Origin of the sequence: Pseudodesulfovibrio sp. 5S69, from assembly GCF_037094465.1 — a bacterium.
Taxonomy (GTDB): domain Bacteria; phylum Desulfobacterota; class Desulfovibrionia; order Desulfovibrionales; family Desulfovibrionaceae; genus Pseudodesulfovibrio; species Pseudodesulfovibrio methanolicus.
This window is the reverse complement of sequence record NZ_CP146609.1, coordinates 4,035,199-4,049,996: the sequence shown is the minus strand read 5'-3', so window position 1 is coordinate 4,049,996 and position 14,798 is coordinate 4,035,199. Positions and strand designations below refer to the sequence as shown.

Below are 14,798 nucleotides of genomic sequence, written 5' to 3'. Positions count from 1 at the left end.
GCATCGGCATGGGCTCGTCCTCCTGGCCGATCGGGGGTATTGCCGGGTCCGGGCTTCGCGCCCGGGCAACGGACAGCCCCGGCTCTCAAGGCTTCAACCCAAGGAATTACGCCGTGTCCGCCAAATTTTCGCACCTCGTCCTGGCCTGTCTCCTTTCCCTGATCCTCGCCCTGCCGGGCTATGCCGCCGATGAAAAGGAGGCCTCCAAGTGGGGCACCGTGACCGGCCAGGCCCGGCTCTATTATTTCACCCAGCGCAACAAGGACACGGGCCAGGAGTTCGACAACATCAAGGAGTCCCTGGCACTGGGCGGCTGGCTCAAGTACGAGACCCCGTGGATAGAGGACATCTTCGGCGTGGGCGCGGCCCTGTACGGCACGGCACCCATCAGCGGCGAGCTCAACCAGCCGGACCAGGGCGGCACCGGGCTGCTCACTTCGAAAAACGAGGGCTTCGCGGTCCTGGCCGAGGCATACCTGAAGGCCCGCTATGCCGATACCGAGGCGCGCGTCTGGCGGCAGCGCATCGAGACCCCGTTCATCAACGGCAACGACAGCCGCATGCTCCCGCAGACCTTTGAGGCCTACGGCCTGAAGACCAACGCCATCGACGACCTGGAGCTGTCCCTGTTCTGGGTGGACAAGGAAAAGGGCCGCGACACCGAGCTGTTCAAGTCCATGAGTTACATGGCCGGGCTCAGAGGCGTCGATCGGGGCGTGGTCATGGCCGGCGCCGACTGGAAACCCGTCGCCTCCCTGCCGACGCGGTTCTGGAACTACTACGCCCCGGACCTGGACAACACCTTTTTCACCCAGTTCAAGTACACCTTCGGCGATCCCAAGGACGTCCAGTACTCCGTGCTCTTTCAGGGCGTGGACCAGCGCAGCGTGGGGGACCAGTTGAACGGCGTCTACAGCGGGCAGGAGGCCGGGCTCATGGGCACCCTCAAGTACAGCGGGTTCACCTTCGACCTGGGCGGGTCCATCGTCAACGACGACACGACCATCCGCAACTCCTGGGGCGTCTATCCGTTCTTCAACAACATGATGGCCTACAATTTCTCGCGGGCCGGGGAAAAGGCGATCCTGCTCGGCGTGGGCTACGACTTCTCGCGCATCGGCTGGGACGGCTACCGGGCGGACATCAAGGCCGGTCTGGGCGACACCCCGGACACGGGCCCCCACGCCTCCTTCGACCGCAGTGAATACGACCTCAATATTTATTACGACTTCGACGGCGATCTGAAGGGGATGAGCCTCCTCAGCCGCTTCTCCTATCAGGACGAGGACGCGAGCATGGGCGGCAAGGACGGCTATCAGGTCCGGCTGCGGCTCCAGTACAACTTCCAACTGCTCTAGGAGGGGCGAGGTCCCCGGTTTTCGGCAAAAAGGGCTTTATATCCTACGTGCTTTCTATTATGTTGCAGGCGGCTGGCTTCCATAACCACCGAGGAACGACAGATGGCTGAAGAAAGCGCCAGGGTGAAGGCCGGGGATGCGTTCGCGCCCGAGACCCTCGAAGCGGCAAAGAAACTGCTGACCAAGCGGTTCAAGTTCATAAAGAAACCGGACGATTCCCTGAAGCGGCTGGCCCGCCTCGGGGTCAGGCGCGTGGCCGCGGACATGACCGCGAATCCGCACCGCTTCGAGCGGCTCGAAGCCGAGTCTCCACTGCCCGAGGTCCTGCCCCTGGACCCCTTGGACATCCTGCGCCATGACCACCAGCTCCCGGCCCTGCCGCAGGTCTTCCTCGAACTGCAACAGGCCATCAGTTCCCGGTCCAATTCGGCCGACGACCTGGCCGAGATCATCAGCCAGGACCCCGGCCTGACCGCCTTTCTCCTGCGCATGGTCAACTCCGCCTTCTACTCCCTGCCCATGCAGATCGACACCATCTCGCGAGCCGTCACCGTGGTCGGCGTGAACCAGCTGTCCACCCTGGCCGTGGGCACCTCGGTCATGTCCCTGTTCAAGGACGTGCCCGCCGACGTCATCAACATGGAGCAGTTCTGGAAGCATTCCATCTGCTGCGGTCTCATCGCCCGGCGGCTGTGCCGCATCACGGGCCAGGGAGACCCGGAACGGGCCTTCGTGTCCGGCCTGCTGCACGACATCGGCCAGCTCATCCTGCTCCAGGTGGAGCCGGAACGGGCCACGGCCGTGCACGCCCACGCGCGGGCCAAGGACGTGGTCCTGTTTGCCGAGGAAAAGGCGTTGCTCGGGTTCGACCACGCCACCTTGGGCGGCATGCTCCTGCGCAAATGGAATTTCCCCTATGTCCTGGTCTCGGCCGTGCTCGAACACCACCAGCCCAAGGCGGGCCACAAGGAGAGCGAGCCGCTCCTGGTCCATTGCGCCGAGACCATCGCCACCGGCCTGGGCGTCGGCTCCAGCGGCGAGTTCTTTGTCCAGCCCCCATGCCCCGAGGTCTGGGCCTCCATGCACTTCACCCCGGAGCTGATGGACGAGATGGTCGAGGACCTGGACGAGGAGCTCGACGAGGCCTTCGCCATCCTCATCGACCAATAGCCGGGCCGTTTGTCCGGCTCCGAACCCCAGCAACGTTTCCGGTCCGCGCGCCGGGTTTGACAACCGGCGCGCCAGGCCGTAGATGTTCCGACCGAACCCGAATTCACGGAGGTTTTGTCATGCGAGAAAAAGTGGAAGCCGTACTGGACAAGGTCCGTCCCATGCTCCAGGGCGACGGCGGCGACGTGGAACTGGTCGAAGTCACCGACTCCGGCATCGTCAAGGTTCGCCTGACGGGCGCCTGCAAGGGCTGCCCCATGTCCCAGATGACCCTCAAGAACGGCATCGAACGGATCATCCTCAAGGAACTCCCCGAAGTAAAAGGCGTCGAAGCCGTGTAGCGGCGACGGTGCCTCCGGCAGCCGGGGAAGAGAGGGAACCCTTTGAGAAAAGGGTTCCTCTCCCTCTTCCGGACTCCATCCCTTCTCACCCTCCCAAACTTTTTGGGTCGCTTCGCGAGGGGGAGTATCGGGCAGACATATTATCTAAAATTATAAACCCTGCCGCGTTCGCACCATCCGCGAAGCGGCGCTAAAGAGCTCTGGAGATCCTAAGACCTTCTCCAGAAGGTTCTTAAGCGGGTCCAGGCAGCGCCCTGGCCGCCGGAGGCACCCCCGCGTCGGCGGTACATATAATTTAATGTACACCGCGTTCGCACCATCCGCGAAGCGGCGATAAAAAGTTTTGGAGGGTCCAGGGAACCTTTTTCAAAAGGTTCCCTGGCCGCCGGAGGCATTCATATGACCAAGATCGTTTCCCGTTTTGCGCCGAGCCCGACCGGGTTTCTGCATATCGGCGGTGCGCGCACCGCGTTGTTTTCCTGGCTGCTGGCCCGGTCCCAGGGCGGTGAGTTCCGCCTGCGCATCGAGGACACGGACCGCGAGCGGTCCACGCAGGAGGCGACCGACGCCATCATCGATTCCATGCGCTGGCTGGGGCTCGAACACGACGGCGAGATCGTCTTCCAGTCCACCCGCGCGGACCGGCACAATGAAGTCATCGACCAGCTCATCGCCTCGGGCCACGCCTATTATTGCGATTGCAGCAAGGAAGACGTGGACGCCATGCGCGAGCGGGCCATGAAGGAAGGCCGCAAGCCCAAGTACGACGGCACCTGCCGCGACAAGGGGCTGACCTCGGGCGTGGTCCGGCTGAAGGCCCCGCAGGAGGGCGCCACCGGGTACAAGGACATGGTCAAGGGGTACATCTCGGTGGAGAACGCCGAGATGGACGACATGATCCTGCGCCGCTCGGACGGCACGCCGACCTACAACCTGGCCGTGGTGGTGGACGACCACGACATGGACGTGAACCGCGTGCTGCGCGGCGACGACCACGTGAACAACACCCCGCGCCAGATTCTGATCTACCGGGCCATGGGCTGGGACGTGCCGGAGTTCGGCCACGTGCCCATGATCCTCGGCCCGGACAAGAAGAAGCTTTCCAAGCGCCACGGCGCGCTGTCGGTCATGGAGTACGAGAAGATGGGCTATCTGCCCGAGGCCGTGACCAACTATCTGGCGCGGCTGGGCTGGTCCCACGGCGACCAGGAGCTGTTCACCATGGACGAAATGGTCGAGCTGTTCACCACGGACGGCCTGGGCAACTCGCCGTCGGTCTTCGACCTGACCAAGTTCGAGTGGGTCAACGGCCAGTACATGCAGAAGGCCGACCCGGACCGGCTGGCCGGGATGCTCTGCGACTTCCTGGCCCGCGAAGTGGGCGAGGAGGAGGCCGGGTCCGTGACCCGAGAGCAGTTCGCCAGGATCGCGCCGCTGTTGCAGCCGCGTGCCAAGTCCGTGCTCGACATGCTGGAGCAGGCGCGGCCGTTCATCGTGGACGCGTCCTTCCTGTCCTACGACGAGGCCGCGGTGCAGAAGTTCCTGACCGGGGAGACCAAGCCGCTGCTCGCGGAGATCGCGGACCGCCTGGAAGCGCTTTCCGAGTTCACCGAGGCCGCCCTGGAGGACGTGCACCGGCAGTTCATCGAGGAGAAGGGCATCAAGTTCAAGGTCATCGCCCAGCCCATCCGCGTGGCCATCACCGGCAAGACCCAGTCGCCCGGCCTGTTCGAGACCATGGTCGTGCTCGGCAGGGAGCAGACCTTGGCCCGCATCCGGAGGGCGGTGGAGTTGTAGCGGTTTCCGGCGTCAGCCGGTTCGCCCCGCTTTCCCCTTGAAAAGGGACGCGAAAAGCCCCCGCCGGAAGGAGAGTCCGGCGGGGGCCTTTGCTTGGGGAGGTGTGTATGTCCATTAGCTGTTGCTGAGCTCATCCTTCATGGCGCGATACGTTTCCCGGTCGATTTCACCGGCCGCGTATCGGCGTTTGAGGACATCCACCGGCGTGCCCGGTCCCGAATGTGTGGCGGGTTTCCGGATCAGGCGCACCGTGAAATATATGATCAGGCCCAGGATAAGAAGCTGGACGATCCCCCCGAAAGGAAAGCCCAGGCCCATGCTCATGCTGCCGGACCAGCCGCCGAAGCCTGCGCCGTGCCCGAATCCCGGGCCGGAACACCAGTTTCCGAATGTGGTCAGATAGTTCATGGAGCCTCCAGAGCGTGTTTGTCTGGAATAAGCATGGACCGTGCCAAAATATTTACGATGATATTTCAGTGTGTTGTCAGAATCAGTCCAGAGCTGGGGACGTGCAAGGGTGCAAAGGCTTGCGCCCAGAGCGGGCATTATCTTGCACAAGAAGGCGTGGAGAGGCTGGGAGAGGAGAGCGCCGCGCGCCCGGACGGGCGCGGGACAGGGCAGGTTCAACCGCTGGCCGCAAGGCGCAAAAAAGTTGCCGCCGAGTATTCGGCGGCAACTTCTCGCACTCGAAATGTGTTGCGGGGCTTAGGCTTCGGGCTTCTGGGAAGCCACCGGCTTGACCACCGCACCGTTGCGGATGCAGCGGGTGCAGGCCTTGATGCTGACGACCTGGCCGGACTCCAACTGGTGCCGGACCTTCTGCAGGTTGGGCATGAAGCGGCGCTTGGTCTTGATGTGGGAGTGGCTGACGTTGTTGCCGCTCTGGGGACCCTTTCCACAAATATCGCAAACCTGGGACATTGCGACCTCCTGATGTATTCTAAGGAAATGATTCGTTTTCGCTCGTAAAAGGCCGCCGGATCATGGTAGCTTCTCCAGGCAGCGGGAGAGAATCCTTACCGAGCCCGGCAACAAATGGCAAGGGTTTTTTTCTTGACAGGAGATTTTATTACCATATAGGAAGCACCGGTTGTCCGGCCGTGGGGCCGGGCCGCGCCGGGACGAAACGGACCGGAGAAAAACGGAGAATACCATGGTTGAATTCTGGCTGACGATCAGCGACATTGCCGCAGAGGGCCGGGGCTTCACCTTCGACGACCAGAACTTCTGGCGCGAGGCGTGGCGCGAATTCAAGCTGGAGATCCGTCCGGACCGCGACCTGGTGGCCGAATACACGGTCCTGCCCCAGTCCGACGATGGGGCGCTGGTGCGCGGCACCCTCAAGGGTTCCGTCCTGCTGGTCTGCGACCGTTGCGCCGAGCCGTTTCCGTTCGAGATCGACACGGCCTTCGACGCCTTCGAGCAGTTGCCCGACGGCGAGGAGACCGACGGCGAGCCGCGCATCCGCGTGGAGAACGGCCGGTTGGAACTCGACATGGGCGCCATCCTCTGGGAGGAATTCGCCCTGGCCCTGCCGTTCAAGCCCCTGTGCGGCGAGGACTGCAAGGGCGTCTGCCCCGGCTGCGGCGCCAACCTCAATACCGGCAAGTGCACCTGCAAGCCGGATGAGGGCGACGAAAGGCTTGCGGTTTCCGCGACTTGAAGATAAAGTAACGCCCTTGCCCGGAGCGCTCCGGCAACCGGCTGAGAACAAATCAATACGAGGTATATATCATGGCTGTCCCCAAGAAGAAAACGTCCAAGTCCCGCAAGGGCATGCGCCGTTCCCACGACAAGATCGCCGCTCCCAACGTCATCTACTGCGAGTGCGGTGAGCCCACTCTGCCCCATCGTGCCTGCTCTGTCTGCGGCTCCTACAAGGGACGCCAGGTCATTGACGGCGAAGATGCCTAAGACCGACGGAATCCAGGCTCCGCGCATCGCCGTGGACGCCATGGGGGGAGACTTCGGGCCCGGCGTCGTCGTGCCCGGAGCGGTCAGCGCCGCACGCGAAGGCATCGCCATAGTGCTCGTCGGCGACGAGGAAAAGGTTCGGGCCGAGCTCGCCAAGCTCGACACCAAGGGGCTGGACATCGAAGTTGTCCACTGCTCCCAGGTGGTCGAGATGGACGACAAGCCCGCCGACGCCCTGCGCCGCAAGAAGGACTCCTCCATCCAGGTGGCCTGCCGCCTGGTCAAGGAAGGCAGGGCCAACGGCGTGGTTTCGGCCGGCAACTCCGGTGCGAGCGTGGCCTGCGGCATGTTCGTCCTCGGGCGCATTCCCGGCGTGCAGCGCCCGGCCCTGGCCGGCATCCTGCCCACCGAGAAGAACCCGGTGGTGCTCATCGACGTGGGCGCCAACGTGGATTCCAAGCCCCAGCATCTCCTCCAGTTCGGCCTCATGGCCGACGTCCTGGCCCGGCACGTCCTGGGCATCGAGGACCCGTCCGTGGGCATCCTGTCCATCGGCGAGGAGGAGGGCAAGGCAACGCCGCCGTGCGCGAGGCCTTTGACCTGCTCAAGCGTTCGCAGCTGCGGTTCATCGGCAACGTCGAGGGCCGTGACATCTTCACCGGCGAGGTGGACATCGTGGTCTGCGACGGCTTTGTCGGCAACGTGGCCCTGAAGCTCTCCGAAGGGCTGGCCCGCTCCCTGAGCCGCATCCTCAAGGACGAGCTCAAGTCGAGCTGGCTGTCCATGCTCGGCACGCTGCTCTCGTTCGGCGCGTTCAAGCGGTTCAAGAAGATCGTGGACTACGCCGAATACGGCGGAGCCCCGCTGCTCGGCCTGCGCGACATCGTCATCGTGGCCCACGGCAAGTCCAACGAGCTGGCCATTACCAATTGTATCCGCATGGCCGCCACCAGCGTCCGCAACAATGCCTACGGCCACCTGGCCGAAGGCGTGGCCGCCCACAAGGGGCTGGCCGCAAAGCCCGACAGGGACGCGGCCTGACGTATCCCGCACCGGCGGGATGTGAAAGATCTTGCGCAGCTTGACCGCGCCGTACCATTGTCATAAACACCCAATCCATGACCAATTTCATTCTTCGCGGCTTTGGCCTGTACGCCCCTGACAAGGTCCTGACCAACGCCGATCTCGAGAAAATCGTCGATACCTCGGACGAGTGGATCACCTCTCGCACCGGGATCAAGGAGCGGCATCTTGCCGCCGAGGGGCAAGCCGCTTCCGATCTGGCCCTTGAGGCCTCGAAGCAGGCACTGGAGGAGGCGGGCATCGCCCCGTCCGAACTGACCCACATCATCTGCGCCACCTTCACCCCGGACTCCCTCATCCCGTCCGCCGCCTGCCGCCTGCAGGAGCGGTTCGGCATCACCGGACAGATGTGCATGGACGTAGCGGCCGCCTGCTCCGGCTTCCTCTACGCCCTGCAGACCGCGCGCGGTCTGCTCTGCCTGGAGCCGGAAGCCAAGGTCCTGGTGGTCGCCAGCGAGATCATCACCCGGCGCATGAACTGGGAGGACCGGGCCACCTGTGTGCTCTTCGGCGACGCCTCCGGGGCCGCGGTCCTGACCGCCGGCGAACCCGGCGACGGCCCCGAAGTCCTGGACGTCATGCTCGCCGCCGACGGCTCGCTGGGCGACCTGCTCACGGTCAACGGCGGCGGCTCGGCCTACTCCTACAAGCTGGGCGAACCCGTCGGTCCCGAATATTTCGTCGAGTTCCAGGGCCGCGAGGTCTTCAAGCACGCCGTGCGCAACATGACCGAGATTTCCGAGGCCATCCTCAAGCGCAACGGCCTGGCCAAGTCCGACGTGGACGTGCTCCTGCCGCACCAGGCCAACTACCGCATCATAGACGCCGTGGGGCGCCGCTTCGACATCCCCGAGGAACGCGTCTTTTCCAACATCCACAAGTACGGCAACACCTCGGCCGCGGCCATTCCCGTGGCCCTGACCGAGGCCGTGCACACCGGATTCATCAAGCCCGGCGACCTGGTCCTCATCCCCGCCTTCGGCGGCGGGTTCACCTGGGGCGCGGCCCTGATTCGGTTCTAGGATTTGAAACGGCTGTTTGTTTGCTTTTTGCGGACAGATGGTGAATAAACTTTTTGGTTACGATCCAGGGGCCAATTTGCAGTCCGTGACCAATTGGTATATTGGGTCCTGACCACAAGAGAACGACAAGAGGGTATGAGATGAGCGATCTTCCCAAAGTCGCCCTGGTTACGGGCGGTTCCCGAGGCATCGGCCGTACCGTGGCCGAGACGTTGGCCGCCGACGGTTTCGAGGTTTTCCTGACGTACGTGAGCCGCCCCGAGGCCGCCGAAGAGGTGGTGGCGTCCATCGAAAAGGCGGGCGGCAAGGCCCGCGCCTTCCAGCTCGATTCCGGTGACCGCGAGGCCATCGCAGCGTTCTTCAAGGACGAGATCAAGGGCAAGGCCGAGCTCGCGGTCCTGGTCAACAACGCGGGCATCACCCGCGATGGCCTGATGATGCGCATGAAGGACGAGGACTGGGACAAGGTCATCCACATCAACCTCACCGGCTGCTTCGCCTTTCTCAAGGAAGCCTCCAAGATCATGGGCAAGCAGCGCTTTGGCCGGATCATCAATATTTCGTCCATCGTCGGCCAGATGGGCAATGCGGGCCAGGCCAACTACTGTGCGGCCAAGGCGGGCCTCATCGGCCTGACCAAGTCCGCCGCCCGCGAATTGGCCGGGCGCAACATCACGGTCAACGCCGTGGCCCCCGGCTTCATCGAGACCGACATGACCGCCGAGCTGCCCGAAAAGGTCGCTCAGGCCATGCTCGAACAAATTCCATTAAAAACCCTCGGGCAGTCCGGGGATATCGCAGCCGCCGTCTCCTTCCTGGCCGGCCCCGGAGCCGGGTACATCACCGGTCAGGTGCTGGGCGTGAACGGCGGCATGTACATGTAATCTAGCAAAAAAACTCATTTGTGTAGTGGAGGAAACTATGTCCGACGTAGCAGCGAAAGTGAAAGAGATCATCGTGGATCAGCTGGGCGTGTCCGAAGACGAAGTCATCGAGAGCGCCGCGTTTGTCGAGGACCTGGGCGCCGACTCCCTGGACCTGACCGAGCTGATCATGGCCATGGAAGAGGAGTTCGACCTGGAGATCGATGACGAGCAAGCGCAGAAGATTCTCAAGGTCGGCGATGCCATCTCGCACATCGAGAAGGCCATCTAAGTTTGACCGAGTAAAGTACATATATTGTGAGCGTCTTACGCACCCCGGTGGTGTAAGACGCTCCTTTTCGTTACCCCAACCCAGACACATCAACGGGCAGGTATTATGAACAGGGTAGTTGTTACCAGTGTTGCCGCCGTCACGCCCCTGGGCAATGACGTCGAGACCAGCTGGCAGAACCTCCTGGCCGGGAAATCCGGCATCGGCCAGATCACCAAGTTCGACACCACGGACTATGCCACGACCATCGCGGGCGAGGTCCGGGGATTCGATCCCGAACAGTACATCGGCAAGAAGGAAGTGCGCCGCATGGAGACGTTCACCCAGTACGCGGTGGCCGCCTCGCGCATGCTCCTTCAGGATGCGGGCTGGACCATTCCCGAGGACGAGCGTTCCCGGGTCGGCACCATCATCGGCGTCGGTCTGGGCGGCCTCGAAAGCATCGAGGAATGCCATTCGAAGCTGCTGAAGCGTGGCCCGAAAAAAGTGTCGCCCTTCTTCATCCCCATCTTCATCGCCAACATGGCCGCCGGGCAGGTGTCCATCGAGACCGGTGCCATGGGACCGAATATCTGCACCACCACCGCCTGCGCCTCCGGCACCCACGGCATCGGCACGGCCTACACCGACATTGCCATGGGCCGCGTGGACGCCATGATCTGCGGCGGGTCCGAATCGACCATCTCCCACCTGGCCGTGGCCGGGTTCAACGCCATGAAAGCCCTGTCCGTGCGCAACGACGAGCCCGAGAAGGCCTCCCGTCCCTTTGACAAGGACCGCTCCGGCTTCATCATGGGCGAAGGCTGCGGCCTGCTGCTTCTGGAGAGCCTGGAACACGCCCAGGCGCGCGGCGCGAACATCCTCGCCGAGGTGGTCGGCTACGGCGCGTCCGGCGACGCCTACCACATGACCGCCCCGCCCGAGGACGGAGCGGGCATGGCCTTTGCCATGGCCGCCGCCATCCGCGAGGCCAAGGTCGATCCCTCGAAGATCGACCACATCAACGCCCACGGCACCTCCACCTACCTGAACGACCTCTGCGAGACGCGGGCCATCAAGAAGGTCTTCGGCGACCACGCCTACAACATCAAGATCTGCGCCAACAAGTCCCAGATAGGGCACCTGCTCGGCGCAGCGGGCGGCGTCGAAGCGGTCTTCGCCGTCAAGACCCTGGCCGAGGGCGTCATCCCGGGCACCATGAACCGCGAAACACCCGACCCGGAATGCGACCTCGACGTCTGCGCCGACGGTCCGCAGAAGATACAGGCCGAATACGCCCTGTCCAACTCCTTCGGATTCGGCGGCACCAACGCCTGCGTCCTGTTCAAACGCTTCACCGGGTAACCGGCGATTACAAAATTAAAAGGGCCGCTTGAGCGGCCCTTTTTTTGCGCCTCCGGCGGCCGGGAGGGAGAGGGAACCCTTTAGAGAAGGGTTCCCTCTCCTCTTCCCCGGACCTCCATCCCTCTCCCTCCTGAACCTTTTGGGCGCTTCGCGGGGACGCAGGGAAAGTAAATTCGGATTAATGGGGTAAACCGTCTTGCCTTATCGTCTATATGCCGGATACAAGGGGCGGGCGTGAGGGTTAGCGCCGCACCCCGCGAAGCGGCGCTAAAAAGTTTTGGAGATCCTTAAGAACCTTTTCCAAAAGGTTCTTAAGCGGGTCCAGGGCAGCGCCCTGGCCGCCGGAGGCACCCCCGCGTCGGCGGTACATATAATTTAATGTACACCGCGTTCGCACCATCCGCGAAGCGGCGATAAAAAGTTTTGGAGGGTCCAGGGAACCTTTTTCAAAAGGTTCCCTGGCCGCCGGAGGCATTCATATGACCAAGATCGTTTCCCGTTTTGCGCCGAGCCCGACCGGGTTTCTGCATATCGGCGGTGCGCGCACCGCGTTGTTTTCCTGGCTGCTGGCCCGGTCCCAGGGCGGTGAGTTCCGCCTGCGCATCGAGGACACGGACCGCGAGCGGTCCACGCAGGAGGCGACCGACGCCATCATCGATTCCATGCGCTGGCTGGGGCTCGAACACGACGGCGAGATCGTCTTCCAGTCCACCCGCGCGGACCGGCACAATGAAGTCATCGACCAGCTCATCGCCTCGGGCCACGCCTATTATTGCGATTGCAGCAAGGAAGACGTGGACGCCATGCGCGAGCGGGCCATGAAGGAAGGCCGCAAGCCCAAGTACGACGGCACCTGCCGCGACAAGGGGCTGACCTCGGGCGTGGTCCGGCTGAAGGCCCCGCAGGAGGGCGCCACCGGGTACAAGGACATGGTCAAGGGGTACATCTCGGTGGAGAACGCCGAGATGGACGACATGATCCTGCGCCGCTCGGACGGCACGCCGACCTACAACCTGGCCGTGGTGGTGGACGACCACGACATGGACGTGAACCGCGTGCTGCGCGGCGACGACCACGTGAACAACACCCCGCGCCAGATTCTGATCTACCGGGCCATGGGCTGGGACGTGCCGGAGTTCGGCCACGTGCCCATGATCCTCGGCCCGGACAAGAAGAAGCTTTCCAAGCGCCACGGCGCGCTGTCGGTCATGGAGTACGAGAAGATGGGCTATCTGCCCGAGGCCGTGACCAACTATCTGGCGCGGCTGGGCTGGTCCCACGGCGACCAGGAGCTGTTCACCATGGACGAAATGGTCGAGCTGTTCACCACGGACGGCCTGGGCAACTCGCCGTCGGTCTTCGACCTGACCAAGTTCGAGTGGGTCAACGGCCAGTACATGCAGAAGGCCGACCCGGACCGGCTGGCCGGGATGCTCTGCGACTTCCTGGCCCGCGAAGTGGGCGAGGAGGAGGCCGGGTCCGTGACCCGAGAGCAGTTCGCCAGGATCGCGCCGCTGTTGCAGCCGCGTGCCAAGTCCGTGCTCGACATGCTGGAGCAGGCGCGGCCGTTCATCGTGGACGCGTCCTTCCTGTCCTACGACGAGGCCGCGGTGCAGAAGTTCCTGACCGGGGGAGACCAAGCCGCTGCTCGCGGAGATCGCGGACCGCCTGGAAGCGCTTTCCGAGTTCACCGAGGCCGCCCTGGAGGACGTGCACCGGCAGTTCATCGAGGAGAAGGGCATCAAGTTCAAGGTCATCGCCCAGCCCATCCGCGTGGCCATCACCGGCAAGACCCAGTCGCCCGGCCTGTTCGAGACCATGGTCGTGCTCGGCAGGGAGCAGACCTTGGCCCGCATCCGGAGGGCGGTGGAGTTGTAGCGGTTTCCGGCGTCAGCCGGTTCGCCCCGCTTTCCCCTTGAAAAGGGACGCGAAAAGCCCCCGCCGGAAGGAGAGTCCGGCGGGGGCCTTTGCTTGGGGAGGTGTGTATGTCCATTAGCTGTTGCTGAGCTCATCCTTCATGGCGCGATACGTTTCCCGGTCGATTTCACCGGCCGCGTATCGGCGTTTGAGGACATCCACCGGCGTGCCCGGTCCCGAATGTGTGGCGGGTTTCCGGATCAGGCGCACCGTGAAATATATGATCAGGCCCAGGATAAGAAGCTGGACGATCCCCCCCGAAAGGAAAGCCCAGGCCCATGCTCATGCTGCCGGACCAGCCGCCGAAGCCTGCGCCGTGCCCGAATCCCGGGCCGGAACACCAGTTTCCGAATGTGGTCAGATAGTTCATGGAGCCTCCAGAGCGTGTTTGTCTGGAATAAGCATGGACCGTGCCAAAATATTTACGATGATATTTCAGTGTGTTGTCAGAATCAGTCCAGAGCTGGGGACGTGCAAGGGTGCAAAGGCTTGCGCCCAGAGCGGGCATTATCTTGCACAAGAAGGCGTGGAGAGGCTGGGAGAGGAGAGCGCCGCGCGCCCGGACGGGCGCGGGACAGGGCAGGTTCAACCGCTGGCCGCAAGGCGCAAAAAAGTTGCCGCCGAGTATTCGGCGGCAACTTCTCGCACTCGAAATGTGTTGCGGGGCTTAGGCTTCGGGCTTCTGGGAAGCCACCGGCTTGACCACCGCACCGTTGCGGATGCAGCGGGTGCAGGCCTTGATGCTGACGACCTGGCCGGACTCCAACTGGTGCCGGACCTTCTGCAGGTTGGGCATGAAGCGGCGCTTGGTCTTGATGTGGGAGTGGCTGACGTTGTTGCCGCTCTGGGGACCCTTTCCACAAATATCGCAAACCTGGGACATTGCGACCTCCTGATGTATTCTAAGGAAATGATTCGTTTTCGCTCGTAAAAGGCCGCCGGATCATGGTAGCTTCTCCAGGCAGCGGGAGAGAATCCTTACCGAGCCCGGCAACAAATGGCAAGGGTTTTTTTCTTGACAGGAGATTTTATTACCATATAGGAAGCACCGGTTGTCCGGCCGTGGGGCCGGGCCGCGCCGGGACGAAACGGACCGGAGAAAAACGGAGAATACCATGGTTGAATTCTGGCTGACGATCAGCGACATTGCCGCAGAGGGCCGGGGCTTCACCTTCGACGACCAGAACTTCTGGCGCGAGGCGTGGCGCGAATTCAAGCTGGAGATCCGTCCGGACCGCGACCTGGTGGCCGAATACACGGTCCTGCCCCCAGTCCGACGATGGGGCGCTGGTGCGCGGCACCCTCAAGGGTTCCGTCCTGCTGGTCTGCGACCGTTGCGCCGAGCCGTTTCCGTTCGAGATCGACACGGCCTTCGACGCCTTCGAGCAGTTGCCCGACGGCGAGGAGACCGACGGCGAGCCGCGCATCCGCGTGGAGAACGGCCGGTTGGAACTCGACATGGGCGCCATCCTCTGGGAGGAATTCGCCCTGGCCCTGCCGTTCAAGCCCCTGTGCGGCGAGGACTGCAAGGGCGTCTGCCCCGGCTGCGGCGCCAACCTCAATACCGGCAAGTGCACCTGCAAGCCGGATGAGGGCGACGAAAGGCTTGCGGTTTTCCGCGACTTGAAGATAAAGTAACGCCCTTGCCCGGAGCGCTCCGGCAACCGGCTGAGAACAAATCAATACGAGGTATATAT

15 protein-coding genes and 2 pseudogenes are annotated in these 14,798 nt (G+C 63.2%); 13 read left to right on the top strand and 4 right to left on the bottom strand.

Annotation, left to right across the window (positions count from 1 at the left end):
• Positions 1 to 113: 113 nt before the first annotated feature.
• The 4 genes from V8V93_RS18960 (at position 114) to gltX (V8V93_RS18945) (ending at position 4,666) form a co-directional block, all read left to right on the top strand.
• Entirely contained in the window at positions 114 to 1,358 is a 1,245-nt protein-coding gene (locus V8V93_RS18960) for an OprD family outer membrane porin (RefSeq protein WP_338668192.1), read from the top strand.
• 102 nt (positions 1,359 to 1,460) lie between these two features.
• Positions 1,461 to 2,528 (top strand): HDOD domain-containing protein, encoded by a 1,068-nt coding sequence (locus V8V93_RS18955; protein WP_338668191.1) that lies wholly within the window; start codon positions 1,461 to 1,463, stop codon positions 2,526 to 2,528.
• A gap of 119 nt (positions 2,529 to 2,647) precedes the next feature.
• The gene (locus V8V93_RS18950) at positions 2,648 to 2,869 is read left to right on the top strand and encodes a NifU family protein (RefSeq protein ID WP_071544838.1); all 222 of its coding nucleotides are present in this window, start codon (positions 2,648 to 2,650) and stop codon (positions 2,867 to 2,869) included.
• A 399-nt stretch (positions 2,870 to 3,268) separates the two neighbouring features.
• Entirely contained in the window at positions 3,269 to 4,666 is a 1,398-nt protein-coding gene (gene gltX / locus V8V93_RS18945) for a glutamate--tRNA ligase (RefSeq protein WP_338668190.1), read from the top strand.
• Positions 4,667 to 4,780: 114 nt separating this feature from the next.
• Here gltX (V8V93_RS18945) and V8V93_RS18940 read toward each other — a convergent pair whose 3' ends face one another.
• Together V8V93_RS18940 and rpmB (V8V93_RS18935) are read right to left on the bottom strand one after the other, a co-directional pair.
• Positions 4,781 to 5,074, bottom strand: coding sequence for an SHOCT domain-containing protein (locus V8V93_RS18940; protein ID WP_338668189.1), 294 nt, complete (start codon positions 5,072 to 5,074; stop codon positions 4,781 to 4,783).
• A gap of 297 nt (positions 5,075 to 5,371) precedes the next feature.
• Positions 5,372 to 5,587, bottom strand: coding sequence for a 50S ribosomal protein L28 (gene rpmB / locus V8V93_RS18935; protein ID WP_338668185.1), 216 nt, complete (start codon positions 5,585 to 5,587; stop codon positions 5,372 to 5,374).
• 232 nt (positions 5,588 to 5,819) lie between these two features.
• On the opposite strand from rpmB (V8V93_RS18935), the gene V8V93_RS18930 reads away from it, so the two are divergent.
• The 8 genes and pseudogenes from V8V93_RS18930 (at position 5,820) to gltX (V8V93_RS18895) (ending at position 13,062) form a co-directional block, all read left to right on the top strand.
• A complete protein-coding gene (locus V8V93_RS18930; protein WP_338668188.1) occupies positions 5,820 to 6,329 on the top strand; it encodes a YceD family protein in 510 nt (169 codons plus the stop codon).
• Between the two features lie 71 nt (positions 6,330 to 6,400).
• Complete coding sequence (gene rpmF / locus V8V93_RS18925; RefSeq protein ID WP_338668183.1) at positions 6,401 to 6,580, top strand: 50S ribosomal protein L32; 180 nt, start codon at positions 6,401 to 6,403, stop codon at positions 6,578 to 6,580.
• 10 nt (positions 6,581 to 6,590) lie between these two features.
• Positions 6,591 to 7,621 (top strand): annotated as a pseudogene (gene plsX, locus V8V93_RS18920) (phosphate acyltransferase PlsX).
• 77 nt (positions 7,622 to 7,698) lie between these two features.
• Positions 7,699 to 8,685, top strand: a complete 987-nt coding sequence (locus V8V93_RS18915) for a beta-ketoacyl-ACP synthase III (protein WP_338668181.1) — start codon at positions 7,699 to 7,701, stop codon at positions 8,683 to 8,685.
• Positions 8,686 to 8,825: 140 nt separating this feature from the next.
• Positions 8,826 to 9,569 carry a 3-oxoacyl-[acyl-carrier-protein] reductase gene (gene fabG / locus V8V93_RS18910; RefSeq protein ID WP_338668187.1) on the top strand — a complete coding sequence of 248 codons (744 nt, stop codon included), beginning with the start codon at positions 8,826 to 8,828 and terminating at the stop codon, positions 9,567 to 9,569.
• 37 nt (positions 9,570 to 9,606) lie between these two features.
• Positions 9,607 to 9,840: an acyl carrier protein gene (locus V8V93_RS18905; RefSeq protein WP_338668179.1), complete on the top strand. Its 234-nt coding sequence runs from the start codon at positions 9,607 to 9,609 to the stop codon at positions 9,838 to 9,840.
• 105 nt (positions 9,841 to 9,945) lie between these two features.
• Positions 9,946 to 11,184, top strand: a complete 1,239-nt coding sequence (gene fabF, locus V8V93_RS18900) for a beta-ketoacyl-ACP synthase II (RefSeq protein ID WP_338668186.1) — start codon at positions 9,946 to 9,948, stop codon at positions 11,182 to 11,184.
• 479 nt (positions 11,185 to 11,663) lie between these two features.
• Positions 11,664 to 13,062: pseudogene (gltX, locus tag V8V93_RS18895) on the top strand (glutamate--tRNA ligase).
• Between the two features lie 114 nt (positions 13,063 to 13,176).
• Here the strand turns inward: gltX (V8V93_RS18895) and V8V93_RS18890 are convergent.
• Positions 13,177 to 13,263 (bottom strand): SHOCT domain-containing protein, encoded by an 87-nt coding sequence (locus tag V8V93_RS18890; protein WP_338670211.1) that lies wholly within the window; start codon positions 13,261 to 13,263, stop codon positions 13,177 to 13,179.
• Positions 13,264 to 13,768: 505 nt separating this feature from the next.
• A complete protein-coding gene (rpmB, locus tag V8V93_RS18885) occupies positions 13,769 to 13,984 on the bottom strand; it encodes a 50S ribosomal protein L28 (protein ID WP_338668185.1) in 216 nt (71 codons plus the stop codon).
• A 407-nt stretch (positions 13,985 to 14,391) separates the two neighbouring features.
• On the opposite strand from rpmB (V8V93_RS18885), the gene V8V93_RS18880 reads away from it, so the two are divergent.
• The gene (locus V8V93_RS18880; protein ID WP_338668184.1) at positions 14,392 to 14,739 is read left to right on the top strand and encodes a YceD family protein; all 348 of its coding nucleotides are present in this window, start codon (positions 14,392 to 14,394) and stop codon (positions 14,737 to 14,739) included.
• Positions 14,740 to 14,798: the final 59 nt, after the last annotated feature.